This is a genomic window from Zooshikella sp. RANM57, assembly GCF_050749885.1.
Classification (GTDB): domain Bacteria; phylum Pseudomonadota; class Gammaproteobacteria; order Pseudomonadales; family Zooshikellaceae; genus Zooshikella.
In genome coordinates, this window is record NZ_JBOIUB010000002.1 from 379,778 (window position 1) to 398,457 (window position 18,680).

An 18,680-nucleotide genomic window follows, 5' to 3' on the forward strand; every position below is an offset into this window, starting at 1 on the left:
TATTATACTTGCTGTGCCTGACTTGTTGCGTTACCTATATAAGTTGCTGGTGTTAACGCCAAAAGCTGCTGTTTCACACTATCAGGCAGCTCTAGAGCATTAATAAACTGCTGAAGTGTTTCTGCGGTAATTGCTTTACCCCGCGTTAATGCTTTTAGCTTTTCATATGGTTCAGGAATGCCGTAACGACGCATAACCGTTTGAATGGGCTCAGCCAAAACCTCCCAGGCACTCATTAAATCTTCTTGTATACGTTGTTCATTGACTTCCAGTTTGCTGATGCCTTTAAGCGTTGACTGATACGCTAATAAACTATGTGCTAAGCCAACGCCTAAATTTCGTAACACTGTTGAATCACTCAAGTCACGCTGCCAACGTGAAACGGGCAGTTTAGCGGTTAAATGCTGGAGAATCGCATTGGCTAACCCTAAATTGCCTTCAGAGTTCTCAAAATCAATGGGGTTTACCTTATGCGGCATGGTTGAGGACCCAACTTCACCTGCTACGGTTTTTTGCTTAAAATAGCCCAGTGAAATATAGCCCCAAACATCACGATCGAAATCTAAAACAATCGTATTAAAACGAGCAACAGCGTCAAACACCTCCGCCATATAATCATGTGGCTCTATTTGTGTAGTATAGGCATTCCATGACAGACCAAGTTGCTGGACAAACGACTCTGCCAAAGAAGACCAGTCTACCTCAGGATAGGTCACTAAGTGTGCATTAAAATTACCAACAGCCCCATTGATTTTACCCAGCAGTTTAACCTTCTTGAGCTGGGTAATTTGGCGCTCTAATCGGGCCACCACATTGGCCATTTCTTTACCCAACGTGGATGGCGTCGCTGTTTGGCCATGAGTACGAGAAAGCATCGGCATAGTGGCATACTGATGGGCTAGAGCGCGTATGGCCTCAACCACTTGTTCCATTGACGGTATCAGTACCTGATCTAAGCCATTTTTCAGCATTAAACCGTGAGCCAGATTGTTAATATCCTCAGAAGTACAAGCAAAATGTACAAACTCTTTAACGGTTACCAACTCAGGATGTCGATCGAGCTGTTCCTTTAAATAGTACTCAACCGCTTTAACATCATGGTTTGTCGTTTGCTCAATGGTTTTAATTCGGGCAGCTTCTTGCTCATCAAACTCTTCCAGTACTTGTTCTAGAAAAGCATTTGCGGAAGAAGAAAGGGGAGGGACTTCAGTAATTTCGGGTGTTGCAGCCAATTGCTGTAACCAGCAGACTTCAACCTCTACCCGGTAGCGAAGTAGACCATACTCACTAAAAAAAGGTCGTAAATCAGTTGTCTTATTACTATAACGACCATCAACAGGGGATAACGCTGTTAAAGAAGATAGTTGCATTATGAAACCACTTATAACTCACAGTTGTTCAAACGTGTATAACCCAAAACCTGAATTAAGCGTGAATACAAGACTCGACGCCACCCAGTAACTTACTGCGTGAAAGTAATAACTGCCAACGGCTACCGCCGGTCTGATGCCAAAGCATCGCGGCTCGAATGCCCGCTAATAGACACGCACGAATTTTATCTGCATTCACTTGCTGCTGAAGATGTCTCATTTCTCCTGTAACTTGAATACGGGTACGGAAGGTACTGATCGTATCCTGATAAAGGCTGGCAAATGCAGCAATGATATTTTCATGGGTAACCGCAAAGTGATTAACCTGGTCTTTTATTTTTTCAAGGCGGTTGGCAACTTCAGTAAGCATGGCTGGGTTTTTGCTGAGTTTGCGCTCTAAATGTAATAAGGTCAGCGCATAGCGAATAGTGTCAGTCTGCATGGAAGACGCTTCTTTTTGTAAAACACTACGTAATACTCGTAGTCCCATCATTACCCCACTCGATCCCTCAAACACATCAGCCACTGAAGTGGGTGATGTGTTTAAAATACTGGTAAGGGAAGAGGCTAGTGCATCTTCTGGCGCTTGCCCCGTCTTCGCAACCTTTTCAACAAGATTCGCAGCCTGGAACACACCTGCTAACGCCAACGCCTGGTCTTTATATGAATACGTACTCATGAATAGAGGAAAGCTATATTTTATTCTACGGGTTTAGTATGTAAGCGGGACTCTATGACGCCGCCCCCCAAGCACAGGTCATCCTGATAAAACACCACAGATTGTCCTGGTGTTACTGCGCGCTGTGGCTGATCAAATATCACCAAATAACCACCAGACTGTAACGATTTAACCTCACAGGGTTGCTCAGTCTGACGATAACGCACCTTAGCATGCAATCTGATAGGCAAAGCAGGGCTTTCTCCTGATATCCAATCAACATGACCCACTATTAATGCTTCTGAGAATAACAAAGGATGCTGATTGCCTTGTGCTACTACCAGCACATTATTCGCAACATCTTTTTCAACCACATACCATGGTGCTTCATTCGCACCTTTCACACCACCAATACCCAATCCTTGCCGCTGACCTAGTGTGTGATACATTAACCCTTGATGTTCACCAATAAGCTCACCATCTGCTGTTTTAATAGGGCCAGGCTGTGCGGGTAAATAACGTTTTAAAAAGTCACTGAACCGTCGCTCACCGATAAAGCATATACCAGTACTGTCTTTTTTATTATGAGTAATCAGTTGGTGCTCAGCCGCCAGTTTTCGTACATCAGGTTTATGCATTTCCCCCACAGGAAATAATGTCTTAGCTAGCTGCTGATAACCCACAGCATGTAAAAAATAGGTTTGGTCTTTATCGGGATCTTTACCTTTCAGTAAACATGCCTTGCCATTGTGTGAACCTCGACGCGCATAGTGTCCCGTTGCAATATAGTCAGCACCAAGTAACTGCGCATAATCCAGAAATGCTTTAAACTTGATTTCTTTATTACACAGAATATCAGGATTAGGTGTTCGCCCTGCACGATACTCGTGTAAAAAGTGCTCAAAGACATTATCCCAATATTCTGCGGCAAAGTTAGCCGTATGTAAGTGAATTCCCAGCTTGTCGCAAACGGCCTGGGCGTCGGCTAAGTCCTCACGAGCTGTACAATACTCAGTGCCATCATCCTCGTCCCAATTCTTCATGAACAGGCCTTCTACCTGATAGCCTTGTTGCTTTAAGCAAAGGGCAGCGACAGAAGAATCAACGCCACCAGACATGCCCACAATGACTCTAGTATTCTGTGGTTCTGGATATTCTTGGTTACTCATAAACTACCGAACATGTTACTCACACTTAATTAAGTAGCTGCTATTCTACGCAGGCTCTACAATAAGTTCCAATGGATATCGATATCCCTTTTGATAATCCTCTATGCAACGAAGTACCAGAGGACTGCGCAATGACGACTTACGCTGTATAATATCGGGATACGTCAGCCAGAGTACTTGTTCTATTTCATCATCCAGAGCTTGATGCCCCATATGATTAACAGGTTCGCCGACAAAGCAAAAACGATGATAAGTCACACCTGGTGATTGCGGAGGGTTAAACCGATAAATACCCACTAGGCCGGTCACACGAATCTCCCATCCTGTTTCCTCAAGTGTTTCTCGCTGAGCAGCAGACACTAGAGACTCACCATACTCAAGATGACCTGCAGGCTGATTAATCACTCTCGCCCCTAAAATCATCTCTTCTACCAACAAAAATCGATTTTCAGACTCGACAATCGTGGCAACTGCCGCTCGGGGACACCAGGGTTGAAAGTTATCCGTCATACTTAGGTCCAATTGAGAAGGGAAGAGACCGCCTGTTAGTATTTAAAGCTTAGGCAATCGATAAACTAAAAGGTATCAACTCGTTTTTTCCATTAAGTTTTTAAGAACTTGGTGATAAAAACAGTGAGTACGACACTTGTTTTCGATAATTAACCACGCGGCTTATTCGCAACCTGCTTTAATTTACAGTATGGTCTCCATCTACACAAAATACACAAATAAGCAATATATGCATCACAACTCAGTATAAATTGTCATTCACCCACTTTACCAATTAACACCTAAGTGAGTTTAAGATGGAAAATAGTTCTCCATTTACCCACCTGGATAGTAAGGGCCAAGCCCACATGGTGGATATCACAGAAAAACAAATAACATCACGCACAGCAACAGCCCAAAGTCTAGTCAGCTTTTCAGCAGACAGTTTTACCAAACTCACTGAAAATAATCCTAAAGGCGATGTTTTTGCCGTAGCGAGGATCGCAGGCATACAAGCTGCAAAGCGATGTGCTGAGTTGATACCTCTATGTCACAGCTTAGCACTGAGTAATGTCACCATTGACTTTAACCTGTTACCTGACACTCACCAAGTCCAGGTATTAGCCTGTTGTAAACTCGCCGGGAAAACAGGCGTCGAAATGGAAGCACTGACTGCCGCGTCTATTGCAGCATTAACACTCTACGATATGTGCAAAGCCTTTGATAAGGGGATTATTATTGAGCATACCTGCTTACTGGAAAAAACAGGGGGCAAATCTGGCCACTGGCAACGGGCCTCATCATGATCACTATTCAGATACAAGAAGACGACTTTAATCATCATCAAGCTTATCAACAACTTCGGCAAGCAGCACCAGATGCAGGAGCTATAGTGACATTCACAGGTTTAGTACGAGAAATCTGTGAGCAAGGTGATATACAACACATGGAGCTTGAATGTTATCCTGCAATGGCTAAAACAACATTGCAAAACATTATGACAAAAGCTTCAAGTCGATGGAATATTTTGGCATGTACGGTGATTCATCGAACAGGAATATTACACGCACATGAGCAGATAGTGTTTGTTGGCTGCGCAGCACCTCACCGGCAGGCAGCATTTGATTCTGCTTCATTTGTGATGGACTATCTCAAAACTGAAGCACCATTCTGGAAAAAAGAGGTTTATCCAAATGGCGCTCACTGGGTAACCGCAAAAGCTTCAGATCAACAGGCACGAAAAAAATGGATAAAATAAATATACCCACTTAACAGCTTTTTAATACGTAAACAGACAAAATTCTTTAAAACAAATGATCATCTATTTTTATTTTAGTGACGTGACCACGTCACTAAAAAGTCACGTAAAATAACTGTATAAAACATCATATAAAATAATGCAATAAACTGAGGTTTATATTCATTATTCACCAGAAAAATCCTACCTATCATGTTGTATTTACAAGGAAAAAGTACGTGACTTTTAAGGCAAAACCTACAACAATAATGCCACCAAAAAGGTTGTCATACAGTTTTTCAACCAAAAAATTCATACACGAGAAATGGAGTAAGTAATGGGATATCAACACATCAACGTACCTGCTCATGGTGAAAAAATTACAGTTAATGCTGACTTGTCCCTCGACGTTCCTAACAACCCAATCGTTCCCTACATTGAAGGGGATGGTATAGGTGTTGATGTCACTCCAGCCATGATAAACGTTGTCGATAACGCAGTAAAAAAAGCCTATAACGGCAGCAAAAAAATTTCCTGGATGGAAGTTTACTCAGGTGAAAAAGCAACACAGGTTTATGATGAAAATACGTGGTTACCAGAAGAAACACTTGAAGCTTTCAAAGAGTTTGCAGTAGGTATTAAAGGACCACTAACGACACCTGTCGGTGGCGGTATTCGCTCATTAAACGTAGCCCTTCGTCAAGAGCTTGATTTGTATGTTTGTCAACGTCCCGTACGTTGGTTCACTGGTGTTCCAAGTCCGGTCAAGAAACCTCAAGATGTTGATATGTGTATTTTCCGCGAAAACTCCGAAGATATTTATGCGGGTGTTGAGTGGAAAGCCGGCTCTCCTGAGGCTGATAAAATCATCAAGTTTTTAAAAGAAGAAATGGGTGTTACTAAAATTCGCTTTGACGAAAACTGTGGTATCGGTATTAAACCTGTTTCTGAAGAAGGCACTAAACGCCTTGTTCGTCGTGCCATTCAATATGCCATCGATAATGACAAATCATCCGTTACCCTCGTCCACAAGGGTAATATCATGAAATACACTGAAGGTGCTTTTAAAGAGTGGGGCTATGAGTTAGCTCAGCAAGAGTTTGGCGCGAAATTATTGGACGGAGGTCCTTGGTGCACACTCAACAACCCAAACACTGGACGTGAAATCATTATTAAAGACGTCATTGCTGATGCCATGCTGCAACAAATTCTGCTGCGTCCTGCAGAGTATGATGTTATCGCTACCTTGAACCTGAATGGAGACTATCTATCTGATGCTCTTGCGGCTGAAGTTGGTGGAATTGGTATCGCTCCAGGTGCCAACCTAAGCGATAACGTAGCTATTTTTGAGGCGACTCATGGTACTGCACCTAAGTATGCTGGTCAGGACAAAGTAAACCCAGGCTCATTGATTCTTTCTGCTGAAATGATGCTACGTCATATAGGATGGACAGAAGCTGCAGATCTTATTATTAAAGGTACGGAAGGAGCGATAGCTGCCAAGACTGTAACTTATGATTTTGAGCGGCTGATGGAAGGAGCTACATTGCTAAAATGCTCTGAATTCGCTGATGCCATTATTGCTAATATGTAAGCCCAAGACCTAATGCGGCTTACTCACATTCACATGTGAATACACATATAAGAAAAGGGGCTGGCTAGCCCCTTTAAAAAACCTGTTATGGTTCTTCACTCAAACAGACACCCATTATTTACGCTGGAAGATGTACATCATCTGCCGAGTGAATATGGTTGGATTCAGCGTCCCTTTGATCATGTTCACTTTTATCTTCTACGGGCACAATATTGATGGCATGTAACCCTTTTGGTCCCTGTAAAATATCAAAGTTCACTTGTTGTCCCGCTTTTAATGTTTTGTAGCCATCCATCTCAATTGATGAATAGTGCACAAACAGGTCTTCATTACTATCTTCAGGCAAAATAAATCCGTAACCTTTTGCGTTATTAAACCATTTAACTTTACCTGTTGGCATGCTTTATTCCCTCTGCAAAAACTCCTTGCGGAGTAGTTCCTACAACAAATATGCGACACTGTCCCTCGTCACAATATTCCACGTCACATTGTCACACATAAGACACTTAAACCAACGCGTGGTTTTTAAACTAGTGTTTAACATGCAGAGGTTTCTGTCAAGTTTTTAACAACTGCATTTGTAGCATAAGCAAGGTATTATACTAACTTTATGAATCTTGGTCGCGAAAAAACAGATTGGTATGCAATGGGTAAACTAAAGGAACTTCGTCTAACATTAGAAAATGAGGACGGACAAGAAAGTTTCGATGAGGACGGACAACTTCTTGTTGCGCCAGCCAAGCCGAAACTTAAGCCACCGTCAATGTATAAGGTGGTCCTGCTCAATGACGACTACACCCCGATGGATTTTGTGGTCGAAGTCTTAGAGGTGTTTTTTAACATGAACCGAGAGAAAGCAACTCAGGTGATGTTGAAAGTGCACACAGAAGGGAAAGGGATTTGTGGGGTCTTTACCCGCGACATTGCCGAAACTAAAGCCGAGCAGGTTAATCAATATTCTAGAGAGAACCAACATCCACTGCTCTGCACAATAGAAAAAGCTAATTAAATAGCAAAAGTTAATGGCGAATGCTTAAGGTACCAGTATGCTGAATAAAGACCTCGAAGTGACCCTGAACCTTGCTTTCAAGGACGCTCGGGCAAAACGGCATGAATTTATGACCGTGGAGCACCTACTACTAGCACTATTGGACAATGAGGCCGCGTTAAAGGTGTTGAGAGCTTGTGGCGCAGATATGGATCGTTTGCGTAGAGATCTCACCGAGTTTGTTGATTCAACAACGCCGCTGATTCCCAGTAACGAGCAAGAACGCGAAACACAGCCTACGCTGGGCTTTCAACGGGTATTACAGCGTGCTGTATTTCATGTTCAAAGCTCAGGCAAAAAAGAAGTCACTGGCGCAAATGTTTTGGTCGCTATTTTTAGTGAACAAGAAAGCCAGGCTGTTTATTTTCTCAAACAGCAAACAATTGCACGTATCGATGTCGTCAACTATATCGCTCATGGTATTTCCAAAGTGCCTGGCACTTCTGACCAGGATGATGTGGGCCATGAGCAAGAGGAAGAGGGCGTCGCTGAAGGAACAACGTCTAGCAACCCACTAGAGAACTACGCAACCAACCTTAATGAACAGGCCAGACTGGGACGTATTGACCCGCTCGTGGGCCGTGACAGCGAATTAGAACGTGTTTCGCAAATACTGACGCGTCGGCGTAAAAATAACCCGCTACTTGTCGGGGAAGCGGGGGTAGGTAAAACAGCCATCGCTGAAGGGTTAGCAAAACGTGTGGTTGACGGTGAAGTGCCTGATATTTTACAAGATGCCACTATTTATTCATTAGATATGGGTGCCCTGCTAGCAGGAACCAAATATCGTGGTGACTTTGAAAAACGTTTTAAACATTTACTGGCTGAGTTACGCAAAAAGCGTCACGCCATTCTATTTATTGATGAAATTCATACCATTATTGGTGCAGGCGCAGCATCCGGTGGCGTAATGGACGCCTCTAATTTACTGAAGCCTATGTTAACCTCTGGAGAGTTACGCTGTATCGGTTCCACTACCTTTCAAGAATTCCGCGGTATTTTTGAAAAAGATCGTGCATTAGCTAGACGCTTTCAAAAAGTCGATGTGAATGAACCCTCTGTGGAGGATACATTCCAAATTCTCAAAGGGCTAAAATCTCGTTTTGAAGAGCATCATGCCATTAAATATACGGATACTGCCTTAAAAGCGGCTTCTGAGTTAGCCGATCGCTACATTAATGATCGCCATATGCCTGACAAAGCCATCGACGTCATTGATGAAGCAGGGGCATTTCAGCGTTTACAACCTGAAAATAAACGCAAAAAAACGATTGGTGTTGCCGATATCGAAACCATTGTCGCTAAAATCGCGAGAATTCCACCGAAAAGTGTTTCTGCTTCAGATAAAGAAGTACTTAAGAATTTAGAGCGTAATTTAAAAATGGTGGTCTTTGGCCAAAGCGAAGCCATAGACTCACTGACAACTGCAATCAAATTGTCACGCGCAGGATTAAAAGCCCCAGAAAAGCCTGTAGGTTCATTTCTGTTTGCAGGCCCCACAGGAGTGGGTAAAACCGAAGTCAGTCGTCAGCTTGCTGAAATTCTTGGTATTGAGCTGGTTCGCTTTGATATGTCTGAGTATATGGAGCGCCATACTGTTTCTCGTTTAATTGGTGCACCTCCGGGTTATGTCGGCTACGATCAGGGTGGTTTACTTACGGAAGCTATTAACAAATCACCTCATTGTGTGTTGCTTATGGATGAAATCGAAAAGGCGCATCCTGAAGTATTTAATTTGCTCCTTCAGGTCATGGACCATGGCACACTCACAGACAACAATGGTCGTAAAGCTGATTTTCGCAATATTATTTTAGTGATGACAACCAATGCTGGAGCTGAGCAGACCAGTCGAGCCTCAATTGGTTTTACTGAACAAGATCACTCAACAGATGCTATGGAGATCATCAAGAAAACCTTCACCCCCGAGTTTCGTAACCGTTTGGATGGCATCATTCAATTTCAACCCCTTACAGAAGAAACCATCAAGCATGTGGTGGATAAATTTCTCACCGAACTGCAGAGCCAGTTGGATGATAAAAAAGTGCTGCTGGAAGTGGATGAAGAAGCGCGTGCGTGGTTGGCTGATAAAGGTTACGACAAGCAAATGGGTGCTCGACCCATGGTACGGGTCATTCAAGATGTTTTGAAAAAACCTTTAGCCGAGCAAATTCTATTCGGCAAACTCGCAGGGAATGGCGGAACTGTCAAAGTCTTTGTCAAAGAAGATGAGTTAAATTTTGAGTTAGAAGACCACTAACATAAATGTACCTCAGTTAACGCTTAGCTGAGGTAATATTTGTTTCAACAGTAAAACATACCCAAACAAAAACATCCGAATAACAGAACCAACTGCTATTCGGATGCTTTCAATACAATAAACTGTTTAAAACTTTTGACTGAACAAGCTCAACGCACACTGCCACCCATAACTCTGGCGGATATATTACCAAGTCTCCGATAATACTTAGCCGTTAGCAGCCTCCAGCACTTATACTAGCACCATGAACACGACTTCATCATATCGCGTTAAAATTAATTCCTACCGTTGAATGATACGATCAGGCGTTAGCGTTAAAACGACGAGAATTAAGCCTATTAATCACTTAACAAACGTACATAAGTAGTCTTATAACAGCATACTGTCGTCTAAAACTTATCAACGAGCACGATAAGTAATACGGCCTTTACTTAAATCATAAGGAGTTAACTCAACCCGCACTTTATCACCCGTTAAAATACGGATGTAGTTTTTACGCATCTTGCCAGAAATATGTGCTGTAACAACATGCCCATTTTCCAACTCAACTCGAAACATCGTATTTGGAAGGGTATCAATGACCGTACCTTCCATTTCAATTGAATCTTCTTTTGCCATTCGGCGCTTTACCTCTTCATGTTACTTACCAAGTCTGTATCAGGCCTAGCCATGACCAGCCCAAAATAGGGGTGAATTCTGCCTGAAAACAACTAGAAAAGTAAAGGTTGCTATAACAATATCGTATTTTATGACCACATTTTTCTTAGCAGAGCCGAGAAAAATGATTTCAGATAACAACGCTTTACATTGAAAGGCACAGGAGGAAAAGCCACTAAGCATGCTATGCCTCAACAACGAAAAGGCAAAGCAAGGCAGCATTACTGAAGTGATATCGACAGAAGATTAGCTAAAATTAGTAACTCTTCCCTAAGTGTCATCAGATCTTAATTGTAGGCGTAAAGGCTATTACTGCAACTCGATCCACTTGTTATTTACAAAAACCTCCAGCGGACGATACTCGCCTTTATACTGCATTTTCTGGCAAGATTTAATCCAGTATCCCAAATAGACATAATCCAGCCCCAGTAACTGGCATGCTTCTACTTGCCATAAGACAGCAAAAGTACCCAGGCTGCGCTGACTATACTCTGGATCATAAAAGGTATAAATTGCTGACAGGCCATTATCCAGCTGGTCTGTCACTGCAACAGCAATCAATCGTGACTGCTCCCAGAATAGGTAAAACTGGGCAAAGTCCCAGCCCCCCACCAAAAAAGACTCAAACTGCTCTTTACTGGGTGGAAACATGTCACCATCCTGATGACGAAGAAAGATATACTTTTCATAAAGGTGATAAATCTCATCCTCACTATAAGGGTTAACCACTTCAACCACCAAGTCTTTATTTCTATTCCAGATGCGCTGAAAGCGCCGTTTACGTTGAAAGCGAGTCACTGGAATTCTGGCCGGAATACACGCCTGACAATAACGACAATGTGGGCGGTATAAGTGTTGACCACTGCGTCGAAAGCCAAAGTCGGTCAACTGGCTGTACAATGCAGTACTTAACTCTTTACTTGGGTCAAGAAACAATGTGGTTGCTTCCTGATCAGGTAAATAGCTACAGGTATGAGGATGAGTCGCAAAAAACTTTAATTCCTTTAACTCTGACATAGTCTTTTCACAGTCAACAGGCGTTTAAATCAGATATCTACAGTAATTGACCATTGCTCAGGACCTGGTAAAGAACAATATCTTTCTAAGTAGTTTAGAAAAGATTCTCGGGAAAGGGTTTCAGCACCCATGCTTATTAAATGGTCACTTTCTACCTGACAATCAATTAGTCCAAACTGCCATGCATGCAGCTGCTTGGCCAAGGCAATCAGAGCACACTTAGAAGCATCAGACACATTACTAAACATGGATTCACCAAAAAAAACTCGACCAATAGCTACCCCATAAAGCCCTCCCACCAGTTGATCACCTTGCCAACATTCAATGGAGTGAGCGATACCTTGTTTATGCAAAGCACGATACGCGGATAACATTGCTGGCGTTATCCAGGTGCCTGCCTGTTTACTTCGAGGTGCAGCACAAGCCGTTATAACGTCATTAAATGACTGATCAAAAGTAAAGCTGAAATTTTTGCGGTTAAATGTCTTCTGTAAGCTACGACTAATATGGACAGTACTAGGAAATAAGACAAGTCTTGGGTCTGGACTCCACCACAGAATAGGTTCTCCCTCATTAAACCAGGGAAAAATACCTTGCTGGTAAGCTTTAACCAAGCTACTTACCTCTAAATCCCCCCCCATGGCAAGCAGTCCATTTGGTTCTTTCAAGGCCTGTGACACAGGTGGAAAACAAACATTGCCAGGCAACAACAGTGGTAATCGAATCATGAGTGTCGTGTATTATTAATGGGCGTTATTCTTGAATGAAACCATATTCGTAATGTCATTACTATGGTTAACAAAATCAGATAAACCAATACTCATTGCAAGCCCAGCTAACACTGAGCTTGGTATGTTATTTGCGGTTTAATGAAAACATGATGTCAAAAAATCGACAACATAAGGGATTGCACGGCTAGCTTCCAAGTGCTAAACCCGTACAATGTAAGAACTTTTAATTCTAAGGTGTGTCAACTTGGTCATACTCTGTAAGTGTAAGATCGCGTTAAGGTCATTGATTTGAAAGGCTCAAAAACAGTTACGAAGCGGAACAGAAAAACTCCATCTACTCCAAGTACGCCACCACGGGCGCGTCACCATATTGGCATGCGTCTTCGTGAAGGTTTGCTCATAGCCCTTATTGCCAGCTGTATTTACTTAATACTGGCGCTCTTTTCTTATAGTCCAGCAGACCCAGGCTGGTCTCATACAGGGCAAACTCATGGTGCTATCCACAACCTGGTTGGACGGAGTGGCGCTTGGGTGGCAGACCTATTACTTTGGTTTATTGGTTATTTTGCTTTTCTATTTCCATTTTTTATTGGGTTTATGGCGATACAGCTATTACGCAAGCGTCATGATCCATTGCAATTCAGGCTACCCATCTGGGCATTAAGGCTAACGGGTTTGGGTATCAGCATTATCTGTGGTGCCGGTTTAGCGACCTTGCACTTTACCGAATATGCCGCTGAAATGCCTGCCACAGCAGGGGGTATTCTTGGCAACCTGTTGATTGCTGAAACTATGCCGGTGTTGAATACCATTGGTTCGACCCTTTTACTGCTATCCCTTTTCTTATTTGGCTTCACAATAGTCACGGATCTTTCCTGGTTTCTTTTCATGGATTTGCTAGGAAAAATTACATTGGATTTTTTTGGTGCGCTAGCCCATGTTGGTCGACTAATGGTCAACCAATGGCAACGATACTGGGAGGGGAGGGCACAAAGGCAGACGGCCTCTAGTCCTCCCACTCGTCGCAAGAAAGCCAGTCAAAAGCGTCAAGACCCATTATTACTTTCAGCACCTGAAGCTGATTTAGTCTATGAAGCCTCAACCCAAAACATGGTAGGAGAGGATCCTGTAGTAGATGAGGTACCAGCCTCAAGCCCACCCAAAATATCTCAACCCAAACAGCGTCGACAAGTGCGTTATCAAGGAAAAAGTGATGGTTCATTACCTGAAGTTTCCCTACTAAACGAACCAGACAAGTCAACAGATCGAGGGTTTTCACCGGAAACACTAGAGCAATTATCTCGCTTGCTAGAAGAACGGCTAAAAGACTTTGGGGTTATTGCTGAGGTTGTTGCCGTACACCCAGGTCCAGTGATTACACGGTTTGAAATTCAACCTGCACCCGGTGTTAAAGTCAGCAAGATTTCCAACCTGGCAAAAGACCTGGCGCGTTCACTAGCCGTTATCAGCGTGCGTGTTGTTGAGGTTATTCCTGGCAAATCTGTAGTGGGTATTGAAATTCCTAATGAAGACCGGGAAGTAGTGCATTTTAGCGAAGTGATTAACTCTGAAGCCTATGCCGATGCCAAGTCACCACTTAGTCTGGCTCTTGGTCATGATATCGCAGGTCTGCCGGTTGTGGTTGACCTGGCTAAAATGCCTCACCTGTTGGTAGCCGGAACAACTGGCTCAGGTAAATCAGTCGGGGTTAACAGTATGATACTCAGTATGCTGTTTAAAGCCAGTCCAGAAGAAGTTCGCCTGATCATGGTTGACCCCAAAATGTTGGAATTATCTATTTATGAAGGTATCCCACACTTGCTGGCTCCGGTTGTGACGGACATGAAAGAAGCTGCTAATGCCTTGCGTTGGTGTGTTGCTGAGATGGAACGTCGCTACAAACTTATGGCCGCGATGGGTGTCCGTAACATTGCCGGGTTCAACCGCAAGATAAGAGAGGCAAAGGCGAAAGGGGAACCCTTACTTGATCCCTTCCATGAGAACATAGAAGGGGAAGAACCTCTGATCTTGGAAACATTACCCTTCATTGTCATCGTGATTGACGAATTTGCCGACATGATGATGATTGTGGGCAAAAAAGTGGAAGAGCTGATTGCCCGCCTTGCTCAGAAAGCACGTGCGGCGGGTATTCACATGATTTTGGCAACTCAGCGCCCCTCAGTCGATGTTATAACCGGTTTGATTAAAGCCAATATACCAACCCGTATCAGCTTCCAAGTGTCGTCTAAAGTCGACTCACGCACCATTCTTGATCAAGGTGGTGCAGAACAGTTATTAGGGCAAGGTGATATGTTGTACCTTCCACCAGGTACTGCAGTTCCCATTCGAGTGCATGGTGCCTTTGTTGCTGACAATGAAGTGCACCAAGTCGTTAATGACTGGCAGCAGCGTGCAGAACCTGATTATCTGGATGACATTCTAACGGGGGCAGTGGATGATGCCGGAGCAGGTAGTGCTTTTAGCGCAGGTCTGGATGGCGATTCAGAACAAGATCCGCTCTATGACGAAGCAGTGGCGTTTGTCACAGAATCACGCCGTGCTTCAATTTCAGCTGTACAACGGAAACTTAAAATCGGTTATAACCGAGCAGCTCGAATTATTGAATCGATGGAAACAGCAGGTGTGGTTAGCCCCATGAGTAGCAATGGCGCGCGTGAAGTGTTGGTCGCGGCACCACCTCAACCATAATTTGCATTGACATTAAAAGGGTTAAACATGTTGCGTAAACTTTCTCTTGCTTTGGTGTTAACGGGTTTACCCATGGCATTATTTGCAGATGCCGAAGCAGCCAAAGCGTTAAATGGCTTATTGGCTAAAGCCAATACAGTCACCGCTAAGTTTCAGCAAAAAACACAAAACGATGCAGAGTCACGCTCTAGAGAGTCCAATGGTACACTATCTGTTCAACGGCCAAACTTGTTTCGCTGGGAAGTAACAGGACCCTTTCCACAGTTGGTCATTTCCAATGGTAAAAAGGTATGGGTTTATGATCCTGATCTGGAACAGGTGACTATCCAGAAACTGGATAAGCAGCTCAGTTCCACGCCTGCATTACTGTTAAGTGGTGATGTCAAAAAACTCAAAGATAACTTTGATATTTCGCAAACCAGTAAATCAGGTGACACGCCTAGCTTTTTACTCAAACCTAAAGCTGAAGACAGTGCATTTGAGTCTTTACAAATCAGCTTTAAGAGGGAGCAGATTACTGGCATGATGCTTAAAGACACCCTAGGCTCAGTGACGGATATTACCTTTTCCAATGTTAAAAACAATGTTGAGATTGAGTCAGGCCAATTCAAACTGGATATCCCTGAAGGGGTTGATGTTATTGAGCGTTAGATGACTTTATCATTATTTTCAGAAGAAACACCTTATCAACCACTGGCGGCGCGCATGCGCCCCCAGCAGCTCAACGACTACCTCGGACAAGAACACCTGCTGACACCAGGCAAACCATTATACGATGCCATAAGCCAAGGTGTTATCCACTCCATGATCTTCTGGGGGCCTCCTGGTGTTGGAAAAACGACTCTTGCCAAACTGATAGCCCATCATGCTCAGGCCGAGTTCCTGACACTGTCTGCTGTTCTCTCAGGCGTAAAAGAGATTCGTGCAGCCATTGATAAAGCTCTTATGCTTCGCCAGCAGCAGCGCAAAACCATTCTCTTTGTTGATGAAGTACATCGGTTTAACAAAGCCCAACAAGATGCTTTTTTGCCTTATGTAGAAGACGGCACGCTGATTTTTATTGGTGCTACCACAGAGAACCCTTCTTTTGAACTGAATAATGCCTTGCTATCTAGGGCAAGAGTCTATGTATTACAGTCACTTAGTGATGATAGTTTATGTAAACTAATCGATCGTGTATTGACCGATAAAGAACATGGACTCGGGCAACAACAGCTCCAGATTACCGATGAAGCTAATCAACTGTTACGCCAAGCGGCTGATGGTGATGCGCGCCGACTACTGAATTTATTAGAAATAGCGGCCGACCTGATTTCACCACAGGAAACGCTTACTGCTGATATCATCAAGCCTGTGCTTAGTCAAAGCCTGCGACGTTTTGATAAAGGTGGTGAGGCTTTTTATGATCAAATCTCAGCCCTTCACAAATCAGTACGAGGCTCAGATCCTGATGCGGCACTTTACTGGTTTGCCCGAATGCTAGACGGCGGTTGTGATCCTCTGTATATTGCGCGCCGGGTTGTGCGTATGGCCAGTGAGGATATTGGTAATGCTGACCCCAGAGCGTTAGAGGTTAGCTTGAATGCTTGGCAAGTACAGGAGCGCCTGGGCAGTCCAGAAGGGGAGCTGGCCATTGCTCAAGCCATTGTTTACTGTGCCTGTGCTGCAAAAAGTAATGCGGTGTACAAGGCCTTTAAAGCAGCCATGGCCGATGTGAAGCAAAGCCCCTCCTATGAAGTGCCACAGCACTTACGTAATGCACCAACCCAGCTTATGAAATCACTCGGTTACGGGGATAGCTACCGATACGCACACGATGAGCCTGATGCTTTTGCGGCAGGCGAATGCTACTTTCCTGAGGAGATCAAGCAACGTCATTACTACCATCCCGTACCTCGTGGTTTAGAACACAAGATCAGTGATAAGCTGGCACACCTAGCCGTGCTCAATGCAAACAGTGACCACAAGCGCTATCAGGATTAATCCATGCAACAATTATTAATTATTGGCCTTGGTGGCGCACTTGGCGCTATGGCTCGATATTCAGTTTACTTTATTTATGCGACAACTGGCGGTAAGCTATTTCCTTTACCCACACTTGTGGTCAATGTTGTGGGTTCATTCCTAATTGGCATTGCTTATTACGCTATTGTCGAACGCTTGCAGTTGCAGGCTGTTTGGCGTAACGGATTAATTGTAGGCTTTTTAGGTGCGTTCACGACTTTTTCAACTTACTCGCTGGATGCATTACGTATTCTGCAAAATGGTGAGCTATCAATCGCACTAGGTTACCTGTTGCTCAGTGTTGTATTGTGTTTAATCGCAACCTGGCTTGGTTTCTGGATTGTTGAACGCTTCCTTGTGTAAGATTGAACTTTAGTAAATACAATAAATTGCGCGAGCTTTTTCAATAAGGTTATAAACGCTCATGTTAGACCCAAAACTAGTACGAACCAACCCTGAAGAACTAGCAGAAAAACTCAAAAATCGTGGCTTTGAGCTTGATGTGTCCAGTATCCAGTCACTGGAAAGTCGTCGTAAATCGATTCAGGTCCGTACTCAACAATTACAAAATGAGCGTAAAGTTGAATCGAAAAAGTTTGGCGAGCTAAAGAAACGTGGCGAAGACGTTGCTCCGTTAAAGGCTAAAATGGATCAATTGAGCCAAGAGGTTAAAGCTGCTGAAACTGAGCTTGCTGAAGTCCAGGAAGAGTTTAATAAGCTGTTACTTCAAATCCCCAATATTCCTGATGAATCTGTGCCTGTCGGTGAGACTGAAGACGATAACCAGGAAATACGTCGCTGGGGTGAACCAAAGACTTATGCGTTTACCGCCAAAGATCACGTTGATCTTGGTGCACAACATCAGCGTATGGACTTTGAACGTGCTGCCAAAATCACCGGCTCACGCTTTATTACCATGAAAGGGCCTATCGCCAGACTCCATCGTGCATTAGCACAGTTTATGCTGGATACCCATACCCAGGAGCATGGCTATCAGGAAATCTATGTACCTTACATGGTTAATACAGAAAGTTTGCTTGGTACGGGTCAGCTGCCTAAGTTTGAAGAAGATTTGTTTAAAGTGGATCGTGGTGATGACACTCTGCAGCCTTACTACCTCATTCCCACCTCTGAAGTACCTGTCACTAATATGGTTCGGGATGAAATCGTGGCAGCTGATCAGCTTCCTTTAAAGTTTGTCTGCCATACCCCATGTTTCCGCAGTGAAGCGGGTAGTGCTGGACGTGATACCCGTGGCATGATCCGCCAACACCAGTTTGACAAAGTTGAGCTTTTGCAAATCGTCAAAGCTGAAGAGTCTGATAATGCTTTGGAAGCACTGACTGGCCATGCAGAAAAAATCCTGCAACTGCTCAATTTACCTTACCGGGTCATGGTGCTGTGTGGTGGCGATATGAGTTTCTCTGCTGCTAAAACCTATGATATTGAAGTGTGGCTACCAGGTCAGCAACGCTACCGTGAGATTTCATCTTGCAGTAATACCCGGGACTATCAGGCGCGTCGTATGCAAGCTCGCTGGCGGAATCCTGAATCCAATAAACCTGAGCTACTGAATACACTGAATGGTTCTGGTCTAGCAGTTGGCCGTACCCTGATTGCGGTCATGGAAAACTACCAGGATGAAGCTGGACGTATTCATATCCCTGAAGTACTCCAACCTTATATGGGTGGACTGACGGTGATTGAATAACGCTACAGACTCTTTTTAATTCAACCCAC

Annotated in this window: 18 protein-coding genes; 10 read left to right on the forward strand and 8 right to left on the reverse strand. The window is 43.7% G+C overall.

Features of this window, described 5'->3' with window-relative positions; translation table 11 throughout:
• Positions 1-2 precede the first annotated feature (2 nt).
• From purB to ACQ96U_RS06330, 4 genes are read right to left on the reverse strand one after another with little or no spacing between them, the layout of a single operon-like run.
• Positions 3-1,370 carry an adenylosuccinate lyase gene (purB, locus tag ACQ96U_RS06315; RefSeq protein ID WP_431720397.1) on the reverse strand — a complete coding sequence of 456 codons (1,368 nt, stop codon included), beginning with the start codon at positions 1,368-1,370 and terminating at the stop codon, positions 3-5.
• A gap of 55 nt (positions 1,371-1,425) precedes the next feature.
• Positions 1,426-2,049: a high frequency lysogenization protein HflD gene (gene hflD / locus ACQ96U_RS06320; protein WP_431720398.1), complete on the reverse strand. Its 624-nt coding sequence runs from the start codon at positions 2,047-2,049 to the stop codon at positions 1,426-1,428.
• Positions 2,050-2,069: 20 nt separating this feature from the next.
• Positions 2,070-3,197, reverse strand: a complete 1,128-nt coding sequence (mnmA, locus tag ACQ96U_RS06325) for a tRNA 2-thiouridine(34) synthase MnmA (protein WP_431720399.1) — start codon at positions 3,195-3,197, stop codon at positions 2,070-2,072.
• Positions 3,198-3,242: 45 nt separating this feature from the next.
• Positions 3,243-3,707, reverse strand: a complete 465-nt coding sequence (locus tag ACQ96U_RS06330) for an NUDIX hydrolase (RefSeq protein WP_431720400.1) — start codon at positions 3,705-3,707, stop codon at positions 3,243-3,245.
• 296 nt (positions 3,708-4,003) lie between these two features.
• Here ACQ96U_RS06330 and moaC point away from each other — a divergent pair, with 296 nt between their 5' ends.
• The 3 genes from moaC to icd all read left to right on the forward strand — a co-directional run bounded on the left by moaC (position 4,004) and on the right by icd (position 6,517).
• Positions 4,004-4,492 (forward strand): cyclic pyranopterin monophosphate synthase MoaC, encoded by a 489-nt coding sequence (gene moaC / locus ACQ96U_RS06335; protein WP_431720401.1) that lies wholly within the window; start codon positions 4,004-4,006, stop codon positions 4,490-4,492.
• On the forward strand, positions 4,489-4,944 hold the full coding sequence (locus ACQ96U_RS06340) for a molybdenum cofactor biosynthesis protein MoaE (RefSeq protein WP_431720402.1): 456 nt from the start codon (positions 4,489-4,491) through the stop codon (positions 4,942-4,944). Before moaC ends, ACQ96U_RS06340 begins: the two co-directional genes overlap by 4 nt.
• 316 nt (positions 4,945-5,260) lie before the next feature.
• A complete protein-coding gene (icd, locus tag ACQ96U_RS06345; protein WP_431720403.1) occupies positions 5,261-6,517 on the forward strand; it encodes an NADP-dependent isocitrate dehydrogenase in 1,257 nt (418 codons plus the stop codon).
• A gap of 118 nt (positions 6,518-6,635) precedes the next feature.
• On the opposite strand, the gene cspD is transcribed toward icd, so the two are convergent.
• Positions 6,636-6,917 (reverse strand): cold shock domain-containing protein CspD, encoded by a 282-nt coding sequence (cspD, locus tag ACQ96U_RS06350; RefSeq protein ID WP_431720404.1) that lies wholly within the window; start codon positions 6,915-6,917, stop codon positions 6,636-6,638.
• A 210-nt stretch (positions 6,918-7,127) separates the two neighbouring features.
• Here cspD and clpS point away from each other — a divergent pair, with 210 nt between their 5' ends.
• On the forward strand, positions 7,128-7,526 hold the full coding sequence (gene clpS / locus ACQ96U_RS06355; protein ID WP_373687354.1) for an ATP-dependent Clp protease adapter ClpS: 399 nt from the start codon (positions 7,128-7,130) through the stop codon (positions 7,524-7,526).
• 37 nt (positions 7,527-7,563) lie between these two features.
• Positions 7,564-9,822 carry an ATP-dependent Clp protease ATP-binding subunit ClpA gene (clpA, locus tag ACQ96U_RS06360; RefSeq protein WP_431720405.1) on the forward strand — a complete coding sequence of 753 codons (2,259 nt, stop codon included), beginning with the start codon at positions 7,564-7,566 and terminating at the stop codon, positions 9,820-9,822.
• Positions 9,823-10,221: 399 nt separating this feature from the next.
• On the opposite strand, the gene infA is transcribed toward clpA, so the two are convergent.
• The 3 genes from infA to aat all read right to left on the reverse strand — a co-directional run bounded on the left by infA (position 10,222) and on the right by aat (position 12,224).
• The gene (gene infA, locus ACQ96U_RS06365; RefSeq protein ID WP_027706826.1) at positions 10,222-10,440 is read right to left on the reverse strand and encodes a translation initiation factor IF-1; all 219 of its coding nucleotides are present in this window, start codon (positions 10,438-10,440) and stop codon (positions 10,222-10,224) included.
• A 348-nt stretch (positions 10,441-10,788) separates the two neighbouring features.
• Positions 10,789-11,496: an arginyltransferase gene (locus ACQ96U_RS06370; protein WP_431720406.1), complete on the reverse strand. Its 708-nt coding sequence runs from the start codon at positions 11,494-11,496 to the stop codon at positions 10,789-10,791.
• Positions 11,497-11,525: 29 nt separating this feature from the next.
• Positions 11,526-12,224, reverse strand: coding sequence for a leucyl/phenylalanyl-tRNA--protein transferase (aat, locus tag ACQ96U_RS06375; protein ID WP_431720407.1), 699 nt, complete (start codon positions 12,222-12,224; stop codon positions 11,526-11,528).
• 291 nt (positions 12,225-12,515) lie between these two features.
• Here aat and ACQ96U_RS06380 point away from each other — a divergent pair, with 291 nt between their 5' ends.
• The 5 genes from ACQ96U_RS06380 (at position 12,516) to serS (ending at position 18,651) form a co-directional block, all read left to right on the forward strand.
• Positions 12,516-14,936: a DNA translocase FtsK gene (locus ACQ96U_RS06380; RefSeq protein WP_431720408.1), complete on the forward strand. Its 2,421-nt coding sequence runs from the start codon at positions 12,516-12,518 to the stop codon at positions 14,934-14,936.
• A 27-nt stretch (positions 14,937-14,963) separates the two neighbouring features.
• Positions 14,964-15,587, forward strand: a complete 624-nt coding sequence (lolA, locus tag ACQ96U_RS06385) for an outer membrane lipoprotein chaperone LolA (RefSeq protein WP_431720409.1) — start codon at positions 14,964-14,966, stop codon at positions 15,585-15,587.
• Entirely contained in the window at positions 15,588-16,919 is a 1,332-nt protein-coding gene (locus ACQ96U_RS06390; RefSeq protein WP_431720410.1) for a replication-associated recombination protein A, read from the forward strand. It begins immediately after the preceding gene.
• A gap of 3 nt (positions 16,920-16,922) precedes the next feature.
• Complete coding sequence (crcB, locus tag ACQ96U_RS06395) at positions 16,923-17,303, forward strand: fluoride efflux transporter CrcB (protein WP_094787404.1); 381 nt, start codon at positions 16,923-16,925, stop codon at positions 17,301-17,303.
• Between the two features lie 61 nt (positions 17,304-17,364).
• Entirely contained in the window at positions 17,365-18,651 is a 1,287-nt protein-coding gene (gene serS, locus ACQ96U_RS06400; protein WP_431720411.1) for a serine--tRNA ligase, read from the forward strand.
• Positions 18,652-18,680: the final 29 nt, after the last annotated feature.

Coding starts and splice junctions, on each gene's coding strand:
- purB (WP_431720397.1), bottom strand. CDS start 1,370: ATGCAACTATCTTCTTTAACAGCGTTATCCCCTGTTGATGGTCGTTAT.
- hflD (WP_431720398.1), bottom strand. CDS start 2,049: ATGAGTACGTATTCATATAAAGACCAGGCGTTGGCGTTAGCAGGTGTG.
- mnmA (WP_431720399.1), bottom strand. CDS start 3,197: ATGAGTAACCAAGAATATCCAGAACCACAGAATACTAGAGTCATTGTG.
- ACQ96U_RS06330 (WP_431720400.1), bottom strand. CDS start 3,707: ATGACGGATAACTTTCAACCCTGGTGTCCCCGAGCGGCAGTTGCCACG.
- moaC (WP_431720401.1), top strand. CDS start 4,004: ATGGAAAATAGTTCTCCATTTACCCACCTGGATAGTAAGGGCCAAGCC.
- ACQ96U_RS06340 (WP_431720402.1), top strand. CDS start 4,489: ATGATCACTATTCAGATACAAGAAGACGACTTTAATCATCATCAAGCT.
- icd (WP_431720403.1), top strand. CDS start 5,261: ATGGGATATCAACACATCAACGTACCTGCTCATGGTGAAAAAATTACA.
- cspD (WP_431720404.1), bottom strand. CDS start 6,917: ATGCCAACAGGTAAAGTTAAATGGTTTAATAACGCAAAAGGTTACGGA.
- clpS (WP_373687354.1), top strand. CDS start 7,128: ATGAATCTTGGTCGCGAAAAAACAGATTGGTATGCAATGGGTAAACTA.
- clpA (WP_431720405.1), top strand. CDS start 7,564: ATGCTGAATAAAGACCTCGAAGTGACCCTGAACCTTGCTTTCAAGGAC.
- infA (WP_027706826.1), bottom strand. CDS start 10,440: ATGGCAAAAGAAGATTCAATTGAAATGGAAGGTACGGTCATTGATACC.
- ACQ96U_RS06370 (WP_431720406.1), bottom strand. CDS start 11,496: ATGTCAGAGTTAAAGGAATTAAAGTTTTTTGCGACTCATCCTCATACC.
- aat (WP_431720407.1), bottom strand. CDS start 12,224: ATGATTCGATTACCACTGTTGTTGCCTGGCAATGTTTGTTTTCCACCT.
- lolA (WP_431720409.1), top strand. CDS start 14,964: ATGTTGCGTAAACTTTCTCTTGCTTTGGTGTTAACGGGTTTACCCATG.
- ACQ96U_RS06390 (WP_431720410.1), top strand. CDS start 15,588: ATGACTTTATCATTATTTTCAGAAGAAACACCTTATCAACCACTGGCG.
- crcB (WP_094787404.1), top strand. CDS start 16,923: ATGCAACAATTATTAATTATTGGCCTTGGTGGCGCACTTGGCGCTATG.
- serS (WP_431720411.1), top strand. CDS start 17,365: ATGTTAGACCCAAAACTAGTACGAACCAACCCTGAAGAACTAGCAGAA.